This window comes from Corynebacterium choanae, from assembly GCF_003813965.1.
Classification (GTDB): domain Bacteria; phylum Actinomycetota; class Actinomycetes; order Mycobacteriales; family Mycobacteriaceae; genus Corynebacterium; species Corynebacterium choanae.
This window is the reverse complement of record NZ_CP033896.1, coordinates 1,669,786-1,692,538: the sequence shown is the minus strand read 5'-3', so window position 1 is coordinate 1,692,538 and position 22,753 is coordinate 1,669,786. Positions and strand designations below refer to the sequence as shown.

17 protein-coding genes and 2 pseudogenes are annotated in these 22,753 nt (G+C 57.3%); 12 read left to right on the top strand and 7 right to left on the bottom strand.

What is annotated here, in order from left to right:
* Nucleotides 1-48: 48 nt before the first annotated feature.
* Nucleotides 49-1,617 carry a DUF7782 domain-containing protein gene (locus CCHOA_RS06100; protein WP_164472407.1) on the bottom strand — a complete coding sequence of 523 codons (1,569 nt, stop codon included), beginning with the start codon at nt 1,615-1,617 and terminating at the stop codon, nt 49-51.
* Nucleotides 1,618-2,002: 385 nt separating this feature from the next.
* The gene (locus CCHOA_RS06095; RefSeq protein ID WP_123928231.1) at nt 2,003-2,590 is read right to left on the bottom strand and encodes a DUF3099 domain-containing protein; all 588 of its coding nucleotides are present in this window, start codon (nt 2,588-2,590) and stop codon (nt 2,003-2,005) included.
* 57 nt (nt 2,591-2,647) lie between these two features.
* Here CCHOA_RS06095 and CCHOA_RS06090 point away from each other — a divergent pair, with 57 nt between their 5' ends.
* The 5 genes and pseudogenes from CCHOA_RS06090 (at nt 2,648) to CCHOA_RS06075 (ending at nt 7,533) form a co-directional block, all read left to right on the top strand.
* Nucleotides 2,648-2,887 (top strand): DUF3039 domain-containing protein, encoded by a 240-nt coding sequence (locus CCHOA_RS06090; protein ID WP_123928227.1) that lies wholly within the window; start codon nt 2,648-2,650, stop codon nt 2,885-2,887.
* Nucleotides 2,884-4,336: pseudogene (locus CCHOA_RS06085) on the top strand (DEAD/DEAH box helicase); the annotation flags it as partial. The gene CCHOA_RS06090 and the pseudogene CCHOA_RS06085, both read left to right, overlap by 4 nt.
* Before the next feature lie 86 nt (nt 4,337-4,422).
* Nucleotides 4,423-4,614: pseudogene (locus tag CCHOA_RS11200) on the top strand (ATP-dependent helicase); the annotation flags it as partial.
* A 527-nt stretch (nt 4,615-5,141) separates the two neighbouring features.
* The gene (locus tag CCHOA_RS06080; RefSeq protein WP_123928221.1) at nt 5,142-5,987 is read left to right on the top strand and encodes a DUF4190 domain-containing protein; all 846 of its coding nucleotides are present in this window, start codon (nt 5,142-5,144) and stop codon (nt 5,985-5,987) included.
* 112 nt (nt 5,988-6,099) lie between these two features.
* A complete protein-coding gene (locus CCHOA_RS06075) occupies nt 6,100-7,533 on the top strand; it encodes a DUF418 domain-containing protein (protein WP_123928217.1) in 1,434 nt (477 codons plus the stop codon).
* A 240-nt stretch (nt 7,534-7,773) separates the two neighbouring features.
* Here the strand turns inward: CCHOA_RS06075 and CCHOA_RS06070 are convergent, their stop codons facing one another.
* Both CCHOA_RS06070 and ppgK read right to left on the bottom strand, forming a co-directional pair.
* Nucleotides 7,774-9,417, bottom strand: a complete 1,644-nt coding sequence (locus tag CCHOA_RS06070; RefSeq protein ID WP_425453740.1) for an RNA polymerase sigma factor — start codon at nt 9,415-9,417, stop codon at nt 7,774-7,776.
* Nucleotides 9,418-10,012: 595 nt separating this feature from the next.
* Nucleotides 10,013-10,783, bottom strand: coding sequence for a polyphosphate--glucose phosphotransferase (gene ppgK / locus CCHOA_RS06065; RefSeq protein WP_123928214.1), 771 nt, complete (start codon nt 10,781-10,783; stop codon nt 10,013-10,015).
* A 292-nt stretch (nt 10,784-11,075) separates the two neighbouring features.
* On the opposite strand from ppgK, the gene CCHOA_RS06060 reads away from it, so the two are divergent.
* Together CCHOA_RS06060 and CCHOA_RS06055 are read left to right on the top strand one after the other, a co-directional pair.
* Entirely contained in the window at nt 11,076-12,269 is a 1,194-nt protein-coding gene (locus tag CCHOA_RS06060; RefSeq protein WP_123928211.1) for an inositol monophosphatase family protein, read from the top strand.
* A 763-nt stretch (nt 12,270-13,032) separates the two neighbouring features.
* Entirely contained in the window at nt 13,033-13,320 is a 288-nt protein-coding gene (locus CCHOA_RS06055) for a DUF4193 domain-containing protein (RefSeq protein ID WP_123928209.1), read from the top strand.
* Nucleotides 13,321-13,588: 268 nt separating this feature from the next.
* Here the strand turns inward: CCHOA_RS06055 and CCHOA_RS06050 are convergent, their stop codons facing one another.
* Nucleotides 13,589-14,086, bottom strand: coding sequence for a DUF3093 domain-containing protein (locus CCHOA_RS06050; protein ID WP_123928206.1), 498 nt, complete (start codon nt 14,084-14,086; stop codon nt 13,589-13,591).
* Between the two features lie 150 nt (nt 14,087-14,236).
* Between CCHOA_RS06050 and dut the strand changes: the two genes are divergently transcribed.
* The 4 genes from dut to dxs all read left to right on the top strand — a co-directional run bounded on the left by dut (nt 14,237) and on the right by dxs (nt 20,111).
* Complete coding sequence (gene dut, locus CCHOA_RS06045; protein WP_245992090.1) at nt 14,237-14,716, top strand: dUTP diphosphatase; 480 nt, start codon at nt 14,237-14,239, stop codon at nt 14,714-14,716.
* Nucleotides 14,717-14,943: 227 nt separating this feature from the next.
* Nucleotides 14,944-16,446 carry a DUF3710 domain-containing protein gene (locus tag CCHOA_RS06040; RefSeq protein ID WP_123928200.1) on the top strand — a complete coding sequence of 501 codons (1,503 nt, stop codon included), beginning with the start codon at nt 14,944-14,946 and terminating at the stop codon, nt 16,444-16,446.
* A 68-nt stretch (nt 16,447-16,514) separates the two neighbouring features.
* On the top strand, nt 16,515-17,783 hold the full coding sequence (locus CCHOA_RS06035) for a class I SAM-dependent RNA methyltransferase (RefSeq protein ID WP_123928196.1): 1,269 nt from the start codon (nt 16,515-16,517) through the stop codon (nt 17,781-17,783).
* 297 nt (nt 17,784-18,080) lie between these two features.
* Nucleotides 18,081-20,111 (top strand): 1-deoxy-D-xylulose-5-phosphate synthase, encoded by a 2,031-nt coding sequence (dxs, locus tag CCHOA_RS06030; protein WP_123928193.1) that lies wholly within the window; start codon nt 18,081-18,083, stop codon nt 20,109-20,111.
* A 206-nt stretch (nt 20,112-20,317) separates the two neighbouring features.
* Here the strand turns inward: dxs and CCHOA_RS06025 are convergent, their stop codons facing one another.
* Nucleotides 20,318-20,977, bottom strand: coding sequence for a DUF3000 domain-containing protein (locus CCHOA_RS06025; RefSeq protein ID WP_123928190.1), 660 nt, complete (start codon nt 20,975-20,977; stop codon nt 20,318-20,320).
* A 364-nt stretch (nt 20,978-21,341) separates the two neighbouring features.
* Here CCHOA_RS06025 and hemQ point away from each other — a divergent pair, with 364 nt between their 5' ends.
* The gene (gene hemQ / locus CCHOA_RS06020; protein WP_123928188.1) at nt 21,342-22,100 is read left to right on the top strand and encodes a hydrogen peroxide-dependent heme synthase; all 759 of its coding nucleotides are present in this window, start codon (nt 21,342-21,344) and stop codon (nt 22,098-22,100) included.
* Nucleotides 22,101-22,279: 179 nt separating this feature from the next.
* On the opposite strand, the gene msrB is transcribed toward hemQ, so the two are convergent.
* Nucleotides 22,280-22,696 carry a peptide-methionine (R)-S-oxide reductase MsrB gene (gene msrB / locus CCHOA_RS06015; RefSeq protein ID WP_123928185.1) on the bottom strand — a complete coding sequence of 139 codons (417 nt, stop codon included), beginning with the start codon at nt 22,694-22,696 and terminating at the stop codon, nt 22,280-22,282.
* Nucleotides 22,697-22,753 lie beyond the last annotated feature (57 nt).

Genomic DNA, 22,753 nt, shown 5'->3' with positions numbered 1-22,753 from the left:
GTGCGCTGCATTGTTTCACGATCAGAATCACCGGTGACGGGTATCGATCTAGTCCAACAGCGCAGCTGGCAGCACCAGCCCATGGCGAATAAGATCCACGAGTAACGCTGTAACCGGTTGCAGCAATTCCTCCTCGTCAAGCCCCCGAGAGGCCGCAAACATCTCAACTACCGCGGCAAGAGGCAACCCTTGCGGATGCAACCCTTTGAGCAACGTGAGCACCACATCGTCGACCTCGTGGCTAAAACCCATCCCGTCCGACCGTGTCAGCCTGGTCACAGCCGGACTAAAACCAAAATCATCCCCCTTGGCGGTGGCAAGATCCTCTAAAACCAGCCCGGGGCGGATGGCAAAACACTGTTTCGCTATGCTTTCCGGGGTTTGCTCCCGTAGCCACGCTGCGCGCAGAAAGTGTTCAGCAACCTCGTGCCCAACAGAGCCAGCAAACGGTGTGGTGAAGGTTTCGCACATCACCGATGTTGGCTGAGTATCAGCAATTCGCTCAACACACACCAGTCCCATTCCAATCGCTGTAACACCTGCCTGATCTAAATATGTCAGCCAAGCATCCATAAGTTCCTCCCCGGCGGGAGTGGTTGGCTCAACACCTCCATCGCGCAACCAGGTGGAAACATATTGCACCGGATCCACACTGTCGCGCTGCACCACCCAACAGTCCACACCAGCTGCAGGAAACCAGCTGGCAATCCGCTGCTGCCACGACTGTTCCGCGGTTGAAATCCACGAACCGAGAATAATTGCCCGACCACCAATCTCCAGATGGTCGCGTAACCCGGCAATCACCTGCTCAGTAGCACCATCCAACTCGAGTCCGCTTGCCCGATAGGTCAGCTGCTGGTCTGGTGGAGTAATCACAAACGGTGGATTGGCGACGATAGTGTCGAATCGTTCACCAGCCACCGGTGCAAACCATGAACCTTCCCGAATGGAGACCGGAACCTTGAGTGCATTGCGTGCTTGGGAGGTTGCCAGTGAACGGTTGGCGAATCTCACCGCACGGGGTGCAATATCGATACCGACTATTGCTGTCGCACGGTCGAGTGCCGCCAACATCAAAATGCCACTTCCACATCCAACATCGAGTACTCGACCTTGCATGCTTTCCTGTGCTGCCTCTACCAGGGTGAGCGAGGCTTGACCCACCCCTGGGACATGATCGGGCTTCGGCGCCTCCCCGGTGATCACCGTGGGGAAGTCAGACCACACAAACCGGTCCTCGCCAGCTACAAAAAGCGGCCAAAGCTGGGTAGTCGCTTTCCACGTCGAGGTTGTGGATCGCTGATCTTCTGCTCCGGGGATACGGACTATAGCCCCATCGGCGATGAGCGCATCGATTACCTCCTGGCGGCAATGCTGCAAGCATTCGCCCATGTCAACCGGATCATTGAGCAGCCACAGTCGAATCAAGAATCCAAGCGGGGAGGGAGCGTCGCGCAGGATGCGGCGTGCAGGAACTTTTTCGCCGCGTAACAGTGCCGGATAGGCAGCCCCCAGCAGTTGCTGCACCCCTTCTTCGGTGTAGTCGTGTGCGATCAGCCAGTGCGCAATCGCATCCACGGGCAGCGTTGCAGTCGGCGAATATGCGTGAGGTTCCATAGTCTTTAAGGCTAGCCGCTTACTGACTAAAGGCCACACCATCACCCAGCCTGTTGTTTACTCGCAGGCGGGAAGCATAGCGCGAATTGGACACACGCTTCCTGGACGCGACGAGGAGTGGAACACCGAAAGGCGCGCCTTGCTCTTCTGCTTTTGCTGCTGCGCACACTAGGCGATGCGGCACATACCGCAAGAGCTAGACGAGTCGTAAAGCCTGACGCGGACTGGGTTTTTACTAATGAAAAGACTCCCAGCGCGGGAGCGACAGACCTGGCAGCAAATTCAGCGAGGTACTCGACGCAGCCGTAAAAAGCGGCAGCCGCGGCGAGTCTCGCCGACGCAGATGCTGGAAAAATTGTGATGATCAGGCGTTCTTCATCAACGGCTATCCCTGTTGCTTATCATCCGGTGCGGCTGCATAGGGATTTGTTGGATCATGCGACATCGTCGAAGCGGACTGCCATTTGCCTGTCGCCTCATTAAATTCCCACGTATCGACTTTGCCCGGTGGCATGTCCGGGGGAGTGGACGGTGCTGCCGGGAGTGCACCTGCAACGCTGCTTGACCCGGTAAGCGCAGTCATTGCTGCCCGCTGCTCTTGGCGCAACAGATCCGGTTTGTACACATTTTTCATGCGAGCATCACGCGGCTCACCCTGACCGTTACCAATCATGACAGCAACCCATGGCAGCGGTACCGAGATAGTAAAGAAAATCGCTGACAGCCACGGATTATGTAACCCCATATATGCCCAAGCAGAAAGTAAAAAGAAGGGGATCCGGGAACCCTGTAGCCATGCGTAGCGGATCTCTCGTTTCCGCAGTGACTGCTCATAAGTTAACTGTTTAGAAGTAATGAGCTGCACATTTTCACGACGTCGAAATGGCCACCTGCGACCACCTACGCTGCTCACGGTGGCGCGTGATGCATGCTCAGGGGAGGAGGAACCAGGCTTTTTCGACGGGCGTGACATGCCTGCCAGTGTAGTCGGTTGGAAAGTCCCCCACCGGTTGGTGCATGATGGGTTGCTGTGAAGACATCGACGACCACACTCGAGCGCCCCGAAGTCAAAGACCAGTTCACTACCGACGACGACACTCCAAAGTTTTTCCACTACGTCAAACGTGACCAAATCATCGAATCTGCAGTGAGTGGCAAAATGGTGCAGGCACTCTGCGGGGAAGTGTTCCCGGTGCGCAAACAAGCCAAACCAGGATCACCGGTATGCCCTAAATGTGAAGAAATCTACAAAGGACTGCGCAACAAGTGAATCAGTCGCTGCGCCTGTGGCAGGCACAAGCCCTTGAAAAATATTTGGCCACCGGACCGAAAGACTTCCTCGCTGTCGCTACCCCCGGTGCGGGGAAAACCACCTTCGCGCTGACGCTAGCAGCGAAACTGCTGGCAGATCGGACAGTGAAACGGGTCATCGTAGTGGTTCCCACAGAGCACCTGAAAGTGCAATGGGCACAATCCGCCGCCCGATTCGGCATTTCCCTGGATCCGAAGTTCACCAACGATGGGGCGCTCAACCCCAGCTATCACGGTATGGCGGTCACCTATGCCCAAGTATCGATGCACCCCTATAAGCACAACGCTATCGCGATTGCTGAGGACACACTCGTCATCATGGACGAAATCCACCATGGTGGTGATGCGAAAAGTTGGGGCGACGGTATCCGCATCGCTTACGCAGACGTGCAGCGACGACTTGCACTCACCGGAACCCCGTTTCGATCAGATGACTCTGCTATCCCATTTGTGCGCTACGAAGACGACGGCAGCGGCTATTTGAAATCTCGTGCCGACCACACCTATGGCTATGCCGATGCGCTGGCTGACGGTGTGGTTCGCCCAGTGGTATTCCTTGCCTATTCGGGGCAGGCACAGTGGCGAAATTCGGCCGGGGAGGAGTTTGCCGCCCGTCTCGGGGAGCCGTTGAATGCAGAGCAAACCGCGCGCGCGTGGAAGACTGCACTTGATCCGAAAGGGGACTGGATTCCCGCTGTGCTGCGGGCAGCACACACCCGACTCACCCAACTTCGGGAGCGGATGCCTGATGCTGGCGGTTTGGTGATTGCAACAGACAAAACAACTGCTCGTGCCTATGCAAAAATTCTTTCCACAGTCAGCTCCACGCCAGTAACTGTCGTCTTGTCAGATGAGGCTGGCGCATCTGATCGGATTAAAGAATTCGACCAGTCGACCGACGAGTGGATGGTGGCAGTCCGCATGGTCAGTGAGGGGGTTGACGTTCCGCGGCTGGCGGTTGGCGTTTATGCCACATCCGCATCGACCCCGCTGTTTTTCGCCCAAGCAATTGGCCGGTTCGTTCGATCCCGTGCAGTTGGTGAAACCGCAAGTGTATTTCTTCCCAGTGTTCCGGTGCTGCTTGATCTTGCAGCCCAGCTGGAAGCCCAGCGAGATCATGTACTGGGCAAACCGGATCGTCCCAAAGAGGGCTGGGATGATGAGCTGCTTGCCGAGGCAAATCGGAATCGAACCGAACCCGGTGACGATAGCGACAAAAAATATGAGTCAATCAACGCCTCAGCGGAGCTTGATTCGCTGATTTTTGACGGTTCCACCTACGGCACCGCCACCTTAGCGGGCAGCGAAGAAGAAGCCGACTATCTCGGGTTGCCAGGATTACTCAACCCCGAGCAGATGCGACAACTTCTCGCCCAGCGTCAAGCAGAACAGCTTGACCGTCGCGATGGTAAAGGGGATCCAGCGCTGTCTTTGCCTGCCTCCGCAAGTGGTGCTGCAGCCTCTGGGGCAGCAGGCGGACAGCCAGAAGGTGTTCCAGTAGCCAGCGAAGAGATCCCAGCGCTGCGAAAGGAACTGAATGCGCTTGTCTCATTGCGTGCAGCGCGTACCGGACGTCCGCACAGTGCGATTCACACTGAAGCTAGAAAAGCCTGTGGCGGACCACCCACCGCTCTGTGCACCGCAGAACAATTGCGGGCACGAATCCAATATTTGCGGAATTGGTAACGGGTACCGTGCCGCGTGCGAAGAGCTCACGCCCATGTGGGTGTGGGGACTGTCCGCCTGGTTGCTGCATCCGGGCAGTCTGTGTTGAGCAGCCAAATACGGGGCACGCCCAGTCGGGCAACAGTAGCGTGGAAGTGATGACCCAGCCACGAGGTGGGGGACGATCACCGCTGTGTTGGTGAGGGAAGCGGCAAGCAGGTGGACACCAGCTGCGGTGATCCAAAGTACCCACAGGCTTGCCGCGGGATAGGGCGCTATGGGTTTTGTGCCCGCGCCGGTACTGGGGGTAGATGGCCTCGGTGTTGTGCACCATGTCCGGGGCGACACCGGGGTATTATTCAACTTTCTCGCGGGCAGCAAGATTGTCCCTGCGAGAGTGTTCATCGCCTCTGTGCACAAGAAGATTCATCCAACGGCGATAGGCTACCTTGCTAAAGTTAGCCCCAACGAACCTAGCGTTCTTACCGCCTGTAAAAGCACGTGGTGATTCGAATCTGCTAACTATCATCGGAAAGCTTCAACGCATCATGAATGAATTCCCGGATCAACACCGTGATCCTCACCCAGTGCCACCGGAGGATCCCTCCGCGATGCCCACTGGTATGCAGGCTAGGTGGCCTCACCCTGATGTTCCTTCCGGGATTACACCACAAACTCTGCCGGTAGGCGCACATCCAGTAACCCCGGAGACGGATCCGCAACCAACCCAAGCAAGTGAACAGTTACTGATCCCACCTGCCGCACAATCACCACAGATTCACTATTTTCGGCAGCTCAACGAAACCGATGTGATCGGCTATCTTGGCGAACCCGGCTATGCAGGTGCACGTCACCACCCTGTCGATGTTAGCGGCAGCACAGTGCGGCGCCAGCCTGCTGCGGCGACAGTTGCGCTGATTTTCGGCGTTATTACTGTGTTGCTTGCTCTAACTTTGGTGGGATGGGTGCTCGCTGTTGCCACCGGTGTCGTGGGGATTATTGCTGCCATCGTGGCGTTAATACGGCTGCGGCAAGCGGAATTCACCGCCGGAAAAGGCGCAGCTTGGACAGGACTACTGTGCTCTCTGCTTGGTATTGCCAGTATGCCGATGGTGGTGTTGGGCCTGATCGCTTACCTTGAAACCGACACCATTTCGGCTGTTACCGATTGTTTTGCTGAAGCTGACCAGGTCGTGTCTAAAACGCAAGCAGACGAGATCCGCCAATGCAGCAATGATGCCCTTGACCAGCGGTGGCCGGAGGGTGGTTGGATGAAAGAACTTATCACTGAAGGTATCGATGGAGCTGTTGAGGGTCTTACCCAATCGGATCCCGCTGACCTCGCGCCGGCTTGGGACAAGCCTCAAGACACTGCACCGCTGCGCGAGGCTTAGAAACGCAAGAGAAATTGGTGTGCGGCGCATACCTGCTGCCGCTGCGGGTTTATTACACAACCATCAATAACCTGTTTCGTGATTTTGCCATCTACCGTACAAAGGAAATCCGTTGGATCAATCATTACCTATTGCCGCCACCACATCCGTGACGGATCAAACTCCTGTCACGCAGCGGCGACGACTCCTCAGCCCTGACGTGGCACGGGGGTTGACATTGTTGTCGATCCTTATCGCCAACATTACGACGTTTTGGTTGGTTGACCCGACTCTTGGCCGCTTTGCTGAACTAGGCGGAATTGGCGAGGCTGCAACAGCAGACCGTATCGCCATGTCGCTTGGGGTGCTGCTTACTCACGTCCGGGGGCTTCCAATGTTTGCAACCCTGCTCGGCTACGGCCTAGGAATGATCGCAGTAAGTCTGTGGCGCAAGCAGTTTCCACTGCGCCGGGCGCGCCTGCTTCTCATTCGTCGATATGGGATTTTGGCACTATTTGGCGTGGTGCATCTGACAACCCTGTTTTGGGGCGACATCATGCTGTTCTATGGGGTTGCAGGAATTATCACCGCCTGTTTGATGTCTGCACGTGACAAGATTCTGCTGTGGATTGCGGGTGTGTGCTACGCACTGTCGCTGCTCTTTACTGCAGTTGGAGTGTTTGGGGTGTGGGCGAGTCGGGAATATGGCGATGTTGATCACCAGCTCAGTATTGCTTTGGAAGGCGGCGCTGAGCACCCGCAGTTCGCAGCAAGTTACGCCGAATACTTTCGTGAAAATCTGGCGTTTTTGGCAGTTGGGTTAACGGCGCTGCCGGTAGAAGCACTCATGGTGATGCCGGTGATTTTGGTGGGCTTTGTTGCTGGGCGCCGATCGTTGTTGCGAAATGCTGCACAGCACACCACCTTGCTTTGGTGGACGGTAGTTATCGGCGGGGTAGTGGGACTTGCCACAGCAATCCCACAAATTTGGATCATCTGGACTGATGGTGATCAAACACTGATGGACATCCTCAGCGTCGTAAATGCGCAAACAGGATTTGCTACAGGTCCGGCGATCGTCGCCGGTATTGCTTTGGCGTGTATTCCGCTGCAGCGAATCGCAGATGCGCGAGCGGCTGCTGGAAAACCACCAGTGATGTGGTGGCTGCTGCCACTTGTTGCTTTGGGAAAACGGTCAATGACTGGCTATGTGTTGCAGTCAGTGTTGTGTCTGCTGCTGTTCACACCGTTTTCTTTTGCGGCTATTCCGGTGGTCGGTGGAGCCTATCATGCGACGTTGTATGGATTGCTGATTTGGGCGGTGACGGTGATTATCGCAACCGGTTTGGAATTGGCAGGTCTTCCAGGGCCGCTGGAATGGTTACATCGGCGGCTGGCATATGGCCGCCGCGGTCTGCCCGATCGTTATCAACTCACCGCACAAGAGCAGGCGTTAGTGGGGCAACTTGTGCCGGTAGCTGCCCCAGCACAAGCCACCCACTTTAGCTATCCAGGCGGTCAGGTTCATCGACTGTCAGCAGCCCCACCACACCAGGTTTACGGATAACCCGATCTGACTCTGTTGCGGAGGTGGTTTCGCGGCGCTGTGAGGGCGGCAAATTGTGTGGCACGCGCAGCTTTGACCACCCACCCGACGGAGAGTTTTTCCCGGGCTGCGGCAGATGGCCATGAATCGATTGGTGTGGATATAGCAAACACCACCACAGCCCCACGGGGTCGAAACGGTGCAGTTTCGTTGCAACCCCTGCTGGGTGTGGTGGTGGGAGGAAAAGCTTGTGTTGCTGTTTTAGTCGAGATAGTCGCGGAGCACCTGGCTGCGGGACGGGTGTCGCAGCTTCGACATGGTTTTCGATTCGATCTGCCGGATACGTTCGCGGGTCACACCATAGACCTGCCCGATTTCATCGAGGGTACGTGGCATGCCGTCATTGAGACCGAAGCGAAGGCGAACCACACCGGCTTCCCGCTCGGAAAGGGTGTGCAGCACGTCTTTGAGTTGATCTTGCAACAGGGTGAAGCTCACCGCATCCACAGCAACGACCGCTTCGGAGTCTTCAATAAAGTCCCCGAGTTGGCTATCACCTTCGTCGCCGATGGTTTGATCGAGAGAGATTGGCTCGCGAGCATATTGCTGAATCTCGAGCACCTTATCAACATCGATGGCCATCTCTTGGGCGAGTTCTTCAGGGGTGGGTTCGCGACCCAGATCCTGCAGCAGCTTGCGCTGAATGCGGCCGAGTTTGTTGATGACTTCGACCATGTGTACCGGGATACGAATCGTCCGTGCCTGGTCGGCCATGGCGCGGGTGATTGCCTGCCGGATCCACCAGGTGGCGTACGTCGAGAATTTATAGCCCTTGGTGTAGTCGAACTTTTCCACAGCACGGATCAGACCAAGGTTGCCTTCTTGGATAAGATCCAAAAACGCCATCCCTCGGCCGGTGTAGCGTTTGGCAAGCGAGACCACCAGACGCAGGTTGGCTTCTAGCAGGTGATCTTTGGCCTTCCGGCCGTCGCGGATGATCGCTTTGAGGTCGCGTTTTGTCGCCGGGGTGAGTTTGACGTCCTTGTCGCCGGCAGCTTTCGCTTTTTCCAGCTCGCTGAGACGATAGTCGGCAAACAGTCCCGCTTCGATGCGCTTCGCGAGGGAGACTTCCTGTTCTGCGTTAAGCAGCGGCACTTTACCGATCTGTTTGAGATAGGCGCGAACAGAGTCGGCTGAGGCTGTGAGTTCAGCGTCTTTGCGTGCTTGCCGCAGTGCCGCTGATTCGTCCTCGTCCCAGACGCTGGAGCCGTCGTCGGCTTCATCGTCGGATTCGTCGTCGCTATCTTCGTCGTCGTCGTCGACGTCTTCGTTGTCTTCGTCGGCCGGCAGCCCGTCATCGTCGAAGTCGTCGTCATCGTCGGTGAAGTCAAAGTCAACATCGTCGACGTCATCCATGTCATCGTCGGTGTCGAGCTCGTCGTCGACGATCACGTCTTCGTCTTCGTCGTCGGCTACAGGTTTCTTTGTTGCCGCTTTAGTTGCTTGTTTGCTTGCTGCAGTCTTCTTCGCGGCCGATGTGGTTTTCTTCGCCGCTTTCCGAGCAGTTTTTTTGGCTGCTTTTTTCGCAGTTTTCTTCGCTACTTTTTTCGCTGCTGCAGCGACAGGGGTGTCAGCTGCTGCCGTGTCGTCGGTAACCGGCGAAGTTTTCGCCGCTGCTTTGCGTGCCGTTTTCTTCGCAGTTTTTTTCGCCGGCTGTTCAGCGGCAGGAGCAGCTGGCGTTGCTGGTGTTGCCTCCGGGGTTACGGCAGCACGAGCCGCCCGCGGCGCTGCTTTCCTAGCAGCTTTACGTGCGGTTTTTTTGGCCGTCTTTTTCACAGCTGTTGGCTGTGCTGCATCGGTGCCGGTGAGTTCCGGTTCCTTGGGGGAGGATTCGGTGACTGCCACGAACGCCCTTTCGGCTGGAGGGAAGAGATATCAAACAATGGTGCGGTTACTGCCTAGCGCAGCAGGTGAGGAATCGAGAGCGATGCTTCACACAGCTGGAATGTGCAGTATCCGATCTGGGGGATCGGCTGTGCTCGCCGCATCGGGACTGGTGCCAAAGCAAGTGGACTGTCCCCAATGCCGGTGCCGAAGTGCATGTTCCACCCACCCGCTAGCGGGTGTGAAGTCACTATTCCTGCAGTGTTTTGCACGACGCAGGGGAGGCGTGCAGGAACTGGACTGGCCTGCACTTCGGTACAGAGCGTAGGCCGACGCCCCAGTATAGAGCAGATTTGCCAGGAATGCTTGTTACAGGCGGCAACATTGCGCAGGAACCATCCTTGCAATAGCCGTGTTTTTCCTGGTGAATTGTATTTTTGTGGACATGGTGCAACCGTGGCCGATGGCACATTTTGCCACGAACCGCGAGCAGAATCACGCGGGTTGGTATGCCGGCGATGACTGGCCGGTTGCACCTGCCACCAGTTGGTGCGCTGTGCGGTGGGCGACACCTTCTTGCTGTGGATGCACCCGCCGCAGGACACAAGGACGGCAGTTACGGCTGCAGCCCGTCGCGGGCGGCCATCGCCGCGCCGACAATACCGGCACGGTTGCGGAGTTCAGCAGGAACCACAGGGGTCTCCACTGTGAGTTTCGGCACCCATTTATGGGCTTTTCGGCTGATTCCGCCGCCGACAATAAACAAGCTAGGCCACAGCAGCCGCTCATATTCCCGCAGCACCTTGTCGACCCGTTTCGCCCATTTGCTGTAGGAAAGCTCTTCGCGTTCCTTCACCGCAGAAGAGGCGATATGTTCGGCTTCTTGCCCATCAACAATGAGATGGCCAAGTTCGGTGTTGGGAAATAGCTTGCCGTCAATCAGCAGCGCCGAACCAATTCCGGTGCCGAGGGTAAGCAGCAGCACTGTTCCGGTGCGTGCCTGCGGATTACCGTAGGCAACCTCCGCCAACCCTGCCGCATCCGCATCGTTGAGCACACTGATGGCACGGTCACTCCCAAGCACTCCCCGAAACAGCGCCTGCACATCGGTCATCAGCCACGAAGGATCAATATTGGCTGCAGAACGGGCAGTTTGCTCGGTGACCACCGACGGCACCGTGATACCGACAGGCCCATCCCACTGCGCCTGTTCCACGATTTGTGCCACAGTGTCGGCCACTGCTTGCGGAGTCGCCGGTTTCGGCGTGAGAATTTTGATGCGTTCGCCAATAAATTCACCAGTGGTGAGATCAACGCGGGCGCCTTTAATCCCGGAGCCGCCAATATCAATACCGAAACCAACTTGGGCTGCTGCATTCTCGCTCATAGCCCCATATTGTAGGCACAAAGCAATGCCTGCGGGGGCATGCCGACCAATCAGTAGCCTGATGGTTATCACACCACCGGTGCCGCATCCGGTGCCGGCGACAGCTTTCCAATCCCTGCGTCGACCCGACGCGCCCACCCGGTGCAGCATCGCTGCAGCGAGCAGGCCGCCACCAGACGAAAAACGTCAGCATCAGGAAGCTGTATCGCCATCTGCGGGAACTTCCACGCTTTAGTGACCTTGCCCACAACAGCAAACTAAGGACGCACAGAAAACTGGCAGACTGGCAGACATGGAAACCGCACCCAAAAAACCAGCCCCTGTCGCATCACCTTCAGCCCATGCCGCCGCCCCCCGCCCGCTCGCCGGCCTTACAGCGCACGTCGCCGGCACCATCCTCACCCCAACCGCACCAACACCACCGCCCAACACCACCCAAACCGGCTCCAACTGGACAATCAACCAAGGAGTCGCCGTCGACTCCAACCGCCGCAGATTCGGCCTGGAACTCGTTAACATCGCCCTCGCCGCAGCCACCCACACCCAAGACGCAGTCGCCTGCGCCCGCGAACTCCTCGGCGGAAAACAACTCAACATCACCGCCAAGGCCAGCGCTGTAGACCCTGTCACTGTCGTCGATATTTTCGCCCAACAGCGCATCACTGAAATACTGCGCCACCAACGCCCCCACGACACCGTGATCGGCGAGGAAACAACCAGCGACGAGGAACTCCCACCCGCAGACAGCGAAATCACCTGGATCGTTGATCCCATTGATGGGACTGTGAATTTTATCTACGGCATCCCGGCCTACGGGATCTCCATTTGTGCCGTCGACAACACCGGCTACCTCCTCGCCGGAGTCATCGCCAACTGTGCAACCGGGGAAGTCGCATACGCCTGGCACGGCGGCGGCGCACATCTGGTGCGCCGACCCCAGCTAGGAACAGCCCTTTCAACCCAGCATCACCCCACCACAACAGCCAACACCCCACCTGCCAATGCAACAGTCACCGACATGGTTGACTGGCTCAACACCACCCTCAGCACGCCCCACCACTTCGGCATGGTTGACCAGCAAGCAACCAGTACCAACGCCACCACCCTTCACCCAGCGCATCCCGCCACCCTCGCCCAAGCACTTCTGGCCACCGGCTTCTCCTATCAGTCAACCAACCGCAAACAGCAAGCGACACTCCTTACTCAAATCCTGCCGAACGTCCGCGATATACGCCGCCGAGGCTCAGCAGCAATTGACTTACTCTCCGTCGCCCATGGACAAACAGACTGCTATCTCGAACACTGCCTCAACGTTTGGGACTGGGCAGCCGGTATCCTGATCGCCGCCGAAGCCGGAGCTATAGTCAGCCTCGCCCCGCTCGACCAGCGCGCCGAAGACAACGCCCTGATCGCAGTGTGCGCCCCCAGTATCGCCGACGAATTCACACACCTGCTCAACACCATCCCGCAGCATCTCACTCAGTAGCGCAACCCCCACACCCGCGAAGCACTACAACTCCGGTAGCGTCATAGGCCATAGGCTAAATCCCCATCACCAATAAGACTTGCCTGCAGCGCCTACGGCAGCATCGGCGTGCCGCGGCAGGGTGAAAGGATGTCACCCGGGGTGCACAGTGATGGACAACGTTCCAGCCAAACAAGGAATATCCCATCGAATAATCCCCCGATAGGGGGTAATGCTGGTGTGTGGATTTCCACCATAAACCGCGCTAGCACTCTCTGGAGCAGGATGTCTCCTTCTGGCAGCACCAAGCCGGCGTCTCAATAAGGTGACAACAGACAAGGTGCTGCTTTATTATCGCCAAGACTTCGTTAATACGAGCCACACACCGATGCGCCGTTTCACCAGGTGGGAAGCTATGCCATGGTCGTTTCGCAACAGTTGAAAGCCAAGGGTGTTCGACCTGTCTGTTTCATGTGCGCCCCAAAAGATCCGCGCCGATGTCGTGGATGAGGTGCAACGTCTGCTATGGTGTGCCCGCACTGCCTTGTGAGTACTTGAGCAACTTGCTGCTAGGAAATAGCAATACTTGTCAACGGCTGATTCAGTCCGTGGAACCGCGCTGTGTTAATCGGCAGCCCCGGTGTGCTTGTTGCTCGCTGCACTCCACACAAGCCTGCAGTGCAGTATTAATGATGCAACGTATTTCTTCGCGCTGTTTGGGTGTTGTACCTTGGCGGCGTCGGTGATCAACCCTGTGACCCCCAGAACTACCAAGGAGCCCGCTATGGCTACTGATTATGATGCGCCCCGCCGTCGGGTTGAAGATGAGCTTGATCAGGATTCATTTGAAGGCCTGAAAGCCCGTGACCGTGCAGTCACCGATGACGACGATGAAGTTGTGGACTCGTTTGAACTGCCGATGCAGGATCTTTCTGGGGAAGAGCTCAACGTGAACGTGGTACCGCGACGGGCCGACGAGTTCACTTGCGCAAGCTGTTTCCTCGTGCAGCGCCGCAACCGTATCGACCACGTTGAAGACGACGGGTCTGAGATTTGCCAAGACTGCGCCTAGTCGACAGTCGCTCAGCCCTGGAGTACCTAACCCGTCGGATGGTACACGGTATTACGGCTTGGGCTAGCCACTATCGTCTGCCGAGGAAAACCCCATATTGTTCATATCGTTGAAACGAATACACAAAGCGCCGCCTGCAATCTTGCAGGGGGCGCTTTGTGATTTTTTGCAAAGTCGTCAGGGGTGAGCAAGCCGAGGCGACATGAGGTGGCTGTGCCCGTTGAAGAACATGAAGCCTGCTGCAGCCCCGTGAGAGAAACTGCGGTTATTAGGCGGGGGAACCGGTGAGTGCCGCAATAAGTTCATTCGGATTATTCGTGCTGATCAGCCAGTAGGGTACCGGGTCGGTTGGATCGTCGACAAGGACAAACATAGCCATTTGCCCGATCCAACCATGAGAGACAACGAAGGCTGCGGGATCAAGCTGTCGACCCATCGCGTTTTGTTTCGCAGACTTCGGCACTGCCAGTGTTCGTTGAACTGCATCGGCAGGAAGCGCTGCACCACCAGCGTGAAGCCAACGCACCCCATCGGAGTCTTCTTCCACAGTGATGACAGTGGAGGAGAGTTTCAGCAAGATCCAGATAGCGGTGAGGGTAAATAGGATCAGCGGAATCACTAAAAACATGATCGAGCGGTTGTAGGCGAGCTGGCCGGTCAGCAAACCGACTGCCCCCGCAGCAAGAAGCCACCAATATTTGGGCACCGAGAGTTTCTCGCGGTAGACAACAGTGCCGTGGGTGGGGGAGGTGGCCAAGTCAGACATGCTCGCTATTGTATCAATCGATGGGGCGCAAAAATGCTGACCGGGTGGTTGCTGGTGCTTGCCTGAGCTGCCTGCCACAACATGTTGCACGGGGTTGTTAACGGACCCCACACGGTTACAGCGGCACAAATACCGATTAGGGTTAGTCGGGTGAACACTGTCGAACCTTCCACCACTTCCTTGCCACCGATTCGTTTTCAACTGCTTGATCCGGCCGCCCGCGCACCCCACCGGGCGCATCCACACGACGCGGGGGTGGATCTTGCGGCTGTTGAGGCTGTTGAGCTTGCCCCTGGTGAGCGAAAACTTGTCGGCACCGGTATTGCTCTTGCTATTCCGCCTGGATATGCGGGTTTTATTCATCCGCGCAGTGGTCTGGCATTGCGTCATGGGCTCAGCGTGGTCAATACACCGGGCACGATCGATGCTGATTATCGCGGCGAAATTAAGGTGCTGCTCATCAATCATGATCTGCACAATCCGGTATCAATAGCAGTGGGGGATCGGATTGCCCAGCTCATTATTCAACGCGTAGAGCTTGTGGAATTTACTGCAGTCGATTCGCTCGATAGTACAGAGCGTGGCACCGGCGGCTACGGTTCCACCGGGGTAGCAAGCGCTCCGGCGTAGCGGGCAGACTGCTGCAGCAGAGGAATTTTGCGCCGCATTGGTTACTGCCGACTAGCTGCAGTGACACCGCTGCATCTTGAATAATGCCACGGTAGGTTGTGCTGTACACCTGCCGGAGAGGTCGCTCGGTGCAGTGATGGATTGCAGATGCCATGGTTGTGTTGAGTCGGGTACATTCAGTGGCGATATGCCCACACCAGGTGTTGAGCTAAAAGGAGGTGCAGACCATGGTGCGGATACCGCGACGAAAATCGGCATCTCAACATTCGCCGAAACCAGCCCACCAGCGACTCGCCCAAAATACGTTAAAGCCGAGTGAACAGCCTGCAGCAGCAACACCTGTCCCAGATGGGGTTGCTCAAACAGCTGGTGGCGGGTCTGGTGGGGATAAGACTAACCCGGCCGGTGAGGATTCGACCCACCTGCCAGCAAGTCCCGTGCATGCTGCCGATGACACTGTCGCTTTCGGTCCCTATGATGCGGCACTCGTTGATCCGGCTGGGCTGGATTTCAGCGACTATGCGTTAGATGAGCTGGATTTAGGTTCCTTGGTGCTGCCGCTGGGGCCGCAAAGTCAAGTCCAGATCGAGATGGCTGCAACCGGGCCGAAACTGTTGCACATTGTCAACCCGTATGGACGCATCACTCCGGTGGCGTTTGCGGCAGCTGTTGGTGACCCGCACTGGGATGACCAGCTGGATGCAACCGCGAAGAGTATGCGTGCTGATGGTTTGACGACCTTGGTTGAGCAAGGGCCGTGGGGGCGGGAACTTGTTGGTGAGGCAAGCGGGGTATTTTTCCGAGTTATTGGCATTAATGGACCACGGTGGATGGTGCGCTTTACAATTGCAGCACCTGCCGAGTATGCCGCAGCGATTACGGCGTTTGCGCGGGAAACAGCAGCCCGTACTATGGTGTATCGGGGGACAGCAGCTATTCCAGCGCGCCAACCGCTGCCAGTGACTTTGCCGGAGCATATTGCTCACCAGATTCGAAGCAGTGTGGATCCTTCGGTGGCTGATCATGGTGTGTCAGACGCAGCCGGGAGTTCACAATCTGCTCGGGAGCGGCTTGCCCGGGCGGTCATTGATGGCAGTATTGCCACAGGTCGATCTTCCACCCCAGGGGCGCCGCACAGTGGTGAGCACCGTCGTTCAGCGAAGTCTGAACATGGTGGGGGTGCGGTTTCGCGCGTCGCAGGAACTAGTGATGGCACCCCCGCGGCAGGTGCTGCAGCAAGCAGTGGCATTCAGCAGACGAGTTCCGATCCTGGCAGTACTACAGCTGCAACGAGCGTGAATACCCCCGGTGGCAATGGGAAGGATTCCGCCGGTTCACAGGGTGTACAGTCTCGCAGTGCAATGCCCACGCGTGCTGTAACTTCTCTCCCAACTGCCGCCAAGGATCCCTCGACTACTGCCACCCCTGCTCAGGTGGTTGTGGTGAGTACACCGCCGGTGGACGCATCCGCGTCGCCATCGCGTCAGGCAGGTGAAGAGTACCAAGGCGATGCAGCTACAGCCCCCGATGTTGAGGCACATACCCCTCGCAATCGCCAATCAGCGCATGGTGATGCTCGACGTGTCGAGCCCAGTGTGGAACCCGCGGTGGTAGCGTCATCGGCAACCGTGTCGAATCCTGTCGCCGTCGAGCAACAGCTGCCAAAGCAGCCACCGGCGGCAGCCGTGCCAGCGTTTCGACTGATGCGTTACACCCCGACACGGCGGTAACGTCGCTAGCTATTCGCGCCCCCTTTTTTCTTTTTCCTTCACAGCAATATTTGCAGAATTGAGCCATCATGTCTGATGCCCCGAACCTTTCGGTTGGCGACCGGGTAACTACCACGATTGTGCGTCCCGCCCATGGCGGGAATGGCGTCGGAACACTACCTGACGGCCGAACCGTGTTTGTTGCCAATGCGATTGTCGGTGATGTGCTCTCGGTGACATTGACAAAGGTGAAATCCCGTTTTGCTCATGCCGAGATTGCTGATGTGCTTACTCCGAGCCCTGATCGGGTGCCATCGCGTTGTGCTGCGGCTGCGGCGGGGGCAGGCTGCTGCGACCTGGCAGCAGTCAGTGTTGCCGCACAGGCCACACTTGCCCAGACTGTAGTCACTGACCAGCTGCGCAGGCTTGGGGCTGTGGCAAATCCAGCGGTGAGCTTTCGCACAGTAGAGCCACGGTCGGGTTGGCGAACCCGGATCCGTTTGGGGGTGGATTCCCAAGGCCGGGCGGGGCTGCGGCAACGAGCCAGCCATGAACTTGTGACTGTGGAATGTAACCAGGTTGATCCACGGCTCTACGCTGGTGAAGGCGGGGTGCTGCAGCGGCGGTTTACCCCCGGTACGGAAGTGGTGGCAGTCATCGACGATACTGGTAGTCGCCATATTGTTGAGGTGAAAAAACCGCCCCGAGGTAAGCGCGCCGCAACAACCGTATCTACTTTGGAAGGTGACGGCCGCGTAATACAGCAGGTCGCAGGCCGCACCTTTGAGTTGGCCCCGACAAGTTTTTGGCAAGCCCACCAGCAGGCACCAGCGGTGTTGCAAACGACCATTGTTGCCCTGTTGCAGGAAGGGATTGCGCAAACCAGCACCGGTGATAGTCCGCGGGTGCATACACCTGGAAAATTTATCGGCTATGACTTGTACGGCGGAGTGGGGGTGCTCGCCGATGCGTTGCTTGCTGCGACACCAGCACACCATCAGCCGGAAGTGTTTTCTGTTGAAGTAGCTCCCGCCGCCGCTCAGGCTGGCCGGGCAGCCTACCGCCGGGATCCGGTGTCTTTTGTCACCGGTGATGTGGCACGAGCGGTCACTGGGCTTCCGCCCGCCGATGCAATAGTGCTCGACCCACCCCGCACCGGTGCAGGTGCTGCCGCTATCGCCGCAATAGCAGCGGCGCAAGCCCCAGTAGTGGTGGCAGTTGGCTGTGACGCTGCGACGTTTGCCCGGGATATTGACGCTTGGCAGCAGCATGGCTACACCTTGCAGCGGTGTGTCATTGTTGATACCTTTCCCGATACTCATCACGTGGAAACCATCGGTCTGCTGTTGCGCACCTAAATTGGGGCGTGTTCTCACCCCGCCGGTGTGGTGGTCCGCAACCCGGGCATCGCACCTTCGGAAGGGACCAGTACAATGGGACTATTATCGTGCCGGGACAGGTGAGTACCACCTGACCGCTGCACACAGCTTGTAGCATGCAACCAACGTTCTGGTTGTCGGGTGCACTCAACAGGTGGTGGTGCACCGCCGTGAAAAAAGCAGCATCTGTAGCAGCAGCTACCTTGCAGTTAGACACCGCCATACACGGCACACCGGTTGCCCCTTGCCCCAGTAAAAATGAAGGAAATGCCACTGATGGGTCTGATTGATTCACTGCATTCGCCAGCCGATTTGCGCAGCCTCTCGGAGGAACAGCTGGAAGCGTTGTGCGCCGAGATTCGCGGTTTTCTCGTAGAGAAAGTCTCAGCAACCGGCGGCCATCTCGGCCCAAACCTGGGGGTGGTCGAACTGACAGTGGCGATTCATCGCGTGTTCGATTCGCCTCAAGACCCAATTGTGTTTGACACTTCCCATCAGAGCTATGTGCACAAAATTGTGACGGGGCGGGCAAACCAGTTCGATACGCTTCGGCAAAAAGACGGGCTGTCCGGCTACACCGATCGCGGGGAGTCGCCCCACGACTGGACAGAGTCCTCCCATGCTTCAGCAGCTTTGTCGGTGGCTGACGGGTTAGCGAAAGCGTTTGCGCTGCAGGGGGAAAACGATCGCCATGTTGTTGCGGTAGTTGGTGACGGGGCGCTCACCGGTGGAATGTGCTGGGAGGCACTGAATAATATTGCGGCGGATAAAACCCGCAATGTGGTGATTGTTGTCAACGACAACGGTCGCTCATATTCGCCCACCATTGGCGGGTTGGCGGAAAACCTGGCACAACTGCGGATGCAGCCGTTTTATGACAAGGTGATGGAATCCGGGAAAACCACCTTGAACTCGATGGGCTGGGTGGGTAAACGCACCTTTGAGAAGTTGCGCACGGTCAAAGAGGGTATTCGGCATACTGTCATTCCGGAGGAGATGTTCCCAGAGCTGGGAATGAAATATATCGGCCCGGTTGATGGCCATAATTTGCAGGATCTTACCGGTGCGCTGAAGTATGCCCGTTCCTATCGGGGGCCGATCATTGTGCATGCGGTCACCCAAAAAGGCCGTGGCTATGCGCCGGCGGAAAATAATGCCGCCGATTTGATGCACTCTACCGGGATTATTGACCCAGAAACCGGGGAGCCGCGGGCAGCTTCGAAACCAGGCTGGACCAAGGTATTTAGCGACACCTTGCTGGAAATTGGTGAGTCTCGTGACGATGTGGTGGCAATCACTGCCGCCATGGCAGGTCCTACCGGCCTTGCCCCGTTTGGGGAGCGTTTTCCTGACCGCTTGTTTGATGTAGGTATTGCCGAACAGCATGCGATGACTTCTGCGGCAGGTCTTGCCCTTGGGGGCATGCATCCGGTGGTGGCGATCTATTCCACCTTTTTAAATCGGGCATTTGACCAGCTGCTGATGGATGTGGCGCTGACGAAATTGCCGGTAACTATTGTGCTTGACCGGGCAGGGGTGACCGGTTCTGACGGTCCTAGCCACAATGGTGTGTGGGATATGGCAATCTCCGGGATTGTGCCGGGAATTCGCGTAAATGCCCCCCGGGATGCCGACGAGTTGCGTGCCGCGTTGCAACAGGCGGTCACTATTACCGACGGTCCTACGGTTATTCGTTTCCCGAAGGGATCCTTACCGCAACCACTGCCGGCGCTTATCCGTTTGCACGATGGTCTTGACGTGTTGCACTACGATGATGCAGCCGCAGTTGACGCCCTGGCGGGCGGTGCATCGCCGATATCATCCACCAGCATCACAGCCCCGGTGGGCGATACGACACCTGGTCAGCCGGCGCTGTCTGCCGACGATACGCCAAGTGTGTTGGTGGTGGCGATCGGCACCTTTGCCCATCGCTGTATGCAGGCCGCCGAGTTATTGCGTGAGCAGTCCATCGCTGTCACCGTTGTCGACCCGCGGTGGGCTATCCCGGTGCCGCCGTCGATTGTGGCGTTAGCCGCCGATCATGATCTGGTGGTCACCGTTGAGGATGGGGTGATTCACGGGTCTGTCGGGTCGATGATCGGCCAGGTGCTTCGGGCGGCGGAAGTGGATACCCCACTGCGCCATGTGGCTGTTCCTGAACAATTCCTGCGGCATGCCTCCCGCAACCAGGTGCTGACCGAATTAGGGATCACCCCAGCAGCGCTTGCTGAGAGCATCAGCGGCTGGATATCAACCATCGTCAGCGACGATGAGCCGCAGCAGCAGGATCTTGAACCAAACGATTAACACCAGAAATAAACACACACCCTGTCCCGCTGGTTGCATTACAACCACTACGGGGCAGGGTGTCTGAGTATGGTGCCAATCGTTTGTCGCGTCGCGCCACTGTCCACACTGTGCAACATCGCCGAGCATCCTATCTACGCGGCGCACACCAGATCACTCAGGTTTTTCCGATGGATAGTTGGGCAGGGGATGGTTTCCAGTGCAACTTACGGCCGGTTGCGGCGAGCTGCCAGATCTGCCAACGACACGGTGCCTTCCGCGGGAAGCCCCGCAGTGGCAGCCAGCACATCGCCGAAGGCTTGCACATGGCGAGTCAAATCGGTGCTGTCTGGTGTCCAGGATGCCCGTAACTCTAATTGATAGGCGCGCGGCGGGCCGCCGATCTCGCCGAAACGCATCGACGAAGTAGCTGTCACCGTGCCCCCCAGCACACTATATTCAGCTTCCCGCTGTTCTAATGCTTCAAGCAGCCATGACCACACTACCTCTGGCATGAGCTGATCCTCCGCCATGGTGTGATCGACATCGGCTTGAATAAATGCCACCAGCCGCATGTCGCCCTGCCAGGTTCCCTCCGACTCGTGGTCGTACAACAACACCAGCCGACCGAAGGTGTCACCCTCGGAATGGACAGGGATGGTGCCATCAGCTGGCAGTGGATGCTCCACCTCCACACCGATTGCATGGGAGTAGGGGGTGAGACGGCGTGGTGGACGAATCGTTGACACAGCCAGCTCGTCGCGCAGCGACGCGGCATGCATGCTTGCCACTGCGGTATTAAACGGCTCCGGGGCGTTGGACTGCTCATCAAGCGCAACAAACGCCTCCGACAGGAGGTTTTCTGCATCGGTCACGGGGATAAACATATGCTTCCCCGGCAACCAATGGGCTAAGGCGCGCCGACAGATCCAAGCTGGGGCACAATTTTCACCCCTTTGCACACATCTCAAACTTATGGTTGATAGGGTGTAATGCGAAAGCACGCAGTAGGGTGGATTTGCCACGAAGTGTGTCGCCCATGATACGGCGACAAACTGTGTTACTGCGCTGCCGCAACCAAATACATCGTGCTGCTGGTGCTTGTTCAACGGCGCTGGAACAACCGGTCACTGACATACCGGTTCCACCGGCCACCACGAGACAAACCACACACCACCGGCACGACGGTTGCTCATCGCAACCATCGCGTTGTTCCACCTCCCCAAAACTCACAGGGAAGAAGTTTAGATCATGGCTCAAACACCAAAGTTGAAGTTCGACGCACTCAACGCTCTGCGCCGCTACACCCAGTGGATTTCTTTCTCCGTCGACGCTGACAAACTCCGCAGCCTCGACGTGGATGCCGCTATCGCCGAAGCCCGGGAGTTTTTCGACTCCTTCGACAAAGTCGACACCAGTACCATCGACGAGGCAACGGGCACGCCGAAACTCCCCGAAGGAACCGTGGTGCGCGGCGTCTACGACGTATCGTCGCTGCGCCCTGAAGCCAACTTCATGATTTGGTGGCACGCCCAGGAAATGGAAACCATCCAGGAATCCTTCCACCAGTTTAAAAACACTGCCCTGGGACGCTGCTCGACGGTGTTCTGGTCGGGCACCGGGCATCACGAACCCAGCGAATTCAACAAATCCCACCTGCCGACCTTTATCAAAGGTGAAGATGGCCGCGACTGGGTGAGTGTCTACCCATTCGTTCGTTCCTACGACTGGTATCTCCTCGACGCCAACGACCGTCGCCGCATCCTGCTCGAACACGGCTCGGCAGGCCGGAAATATCCTGATGTATTGCCAAACACCGTTTCCGCATTCTCGCTTGGCGACTATGAGTGGATGCTGGCATTCGAATGCGACGATCTTCACCAAATCGTAGAACTAATGCACCAAATGCGCTACACCGATGCGCGGCTGCATGTGCGTGAAGAAATCCCCTTCCACACCGGGCGTCGCGTCGACCCGGGTGAACTCGTTGCTCGCTTGGCCGGAAAATAAACCATCAACTCACAGACGGCAATGCCTCGATAAGGCATATGGGCGACGGTAGCGCTCGCAACAAAATAACGCCAGGTTGAACCCCGCTGTGTTGCAGGGGTACAACCTGGCGTTGAGTTTATGTCAAACCAGCTGCTTCACCGGACAGCCAGGTGCCGGCCTCGCACAAAGTCACATTGTTAGGAAGACAGGTCATCCTTCGGTTCCAGTGTTAAACAGATCGAATTGATGCAATAGCGTAAATCGGTCGGTGTGTCGAAGCCTTCACCAGCAAACACATGACCCAAATGGGAATTGCAGTTGGCACACAGAACTTCGGTGCGAACCCGCCCGAGGGAGCGATCCTCTCGTTCGATCACACGATCAGCTGCCAAAGGGCTGAAAAACGCCGGCCAGCCGCAGCCTGAATGGAATTTTTCCGCCGAACGAAATAGCTCAGTGCCGCAGGCACGACATGAATAGACACCAACAGTTTCAGTATCGGTATATTCACCGGTACCGGGCGCCTCAGTGCCTGCTTGCCGCAACACACGGAACTCTTCCGGGGTGAGACGCTGCGCCCAGTCGTCATCGGTAAGCATGGAAAAATCAGTCATCGAAGCTCCTTGCATATGGGTATCGCGGTGGGGGAAACCTTGTGCACATTCACAACG

What these genes read in the sequence shown, in the direction of transcription:
- CCHOA_RS06100 (WP_164472407.1), bottom strand. Translation starts at nt 1,617, where the DNA reads ATGGAACCTCACGCATATTCGCCGACTGCAACGCTGCCCGTGGATGCG.
- CCHOA_RS06095 (WP_123928231.1), bottom strand. Translation starts at nt 2,590, where the DNA reads ATGTCACGCCCGTCGAAAAAGCCTGGTTCCTCCTCCCCTGAGCATGCA.
- CCHOA_RS06080 (WP_123928221.1), top strand. Translation starts at nt 5,142, where the DNA reads ATGAATGAATTCCCGGATCAACACCGTGATCCTCACCCAGTGCCACCG.
- ppgK (WP_123928214.1), bottom strand. Translation starts at nt 10,783, where the DNA reads ATGAGCGAGAATGCAGCAGCCCAAGTTGGTTTCGGTATTGATATTGGC.
- CCHOA_RS06060 (WP_123928211.1), top strand. Translation starts at nt 11,076, where the DNA reads ATGGAAACCGCACCCAAAAAACCAGCCCCTGTCGCATCACCTTCAGCC.
- CCHOA_RS06055 (WP_123928209.1), top strand. Translation starts at nt 13,033, where the DNA reads ATGGCTACTGATTATGATGCGCCCCGCCGTCGGGTTGAAGATGAGCTT.
- CCHOA_RS06050 (WP_123928206.1), bottom strand. Translation starts at nt 14,086, where the DNA reads ATGTCTGACTTGGCCACCTCCCCCACCCACGGCACTGTTGTCTACCGC.
- CCHOA_RS06040 (WP_123928200.1), top strand. Translation starts at nt 14,944, where the DNA reads ATGGTGCGGATACCGCGACGAAAATCGGCATCTCAACATTCGCCGAAA.
- CCHOA_RS06035 (WP_123928196.1), top strand. Translation starts at nt 16,515, where the DNA reads ATGTCTGATGCCCCGAACCTTTCGGTTGGCGACCGGGTAACTACCACG.
- dxs (WP_123928193.1), top strand. Translation starts at nt 18,081, where the DNA reads ATGGGTCTGATTGATTCACTGCATTCGCCAGCCGATTTGCGCAGCCTC.
- CCHOA_RS06025 (WP_123928190.1), bottom strand. Translation starts at nt 20,977, where the DNA reads ATGTTTATCCCCGTGACCGATGCAGAAAACCTCCTGTCGGAGGCGTTT.
- hemQ (WP_123928188.1), top strand. Translation starts at nt 21,342, where the DNA reads ATGGCTCAAACACCAAAGTTGAAGTTCGACGCACTCAACGCTCTGCGC.
- msrB (WP_123928185.1), bottom strand. Translation starts at nt 22,696, where the DNA reads ATGACTGATTTTTCCATGCTTACCGATGACGACTGGGCGCAGCGTCTC.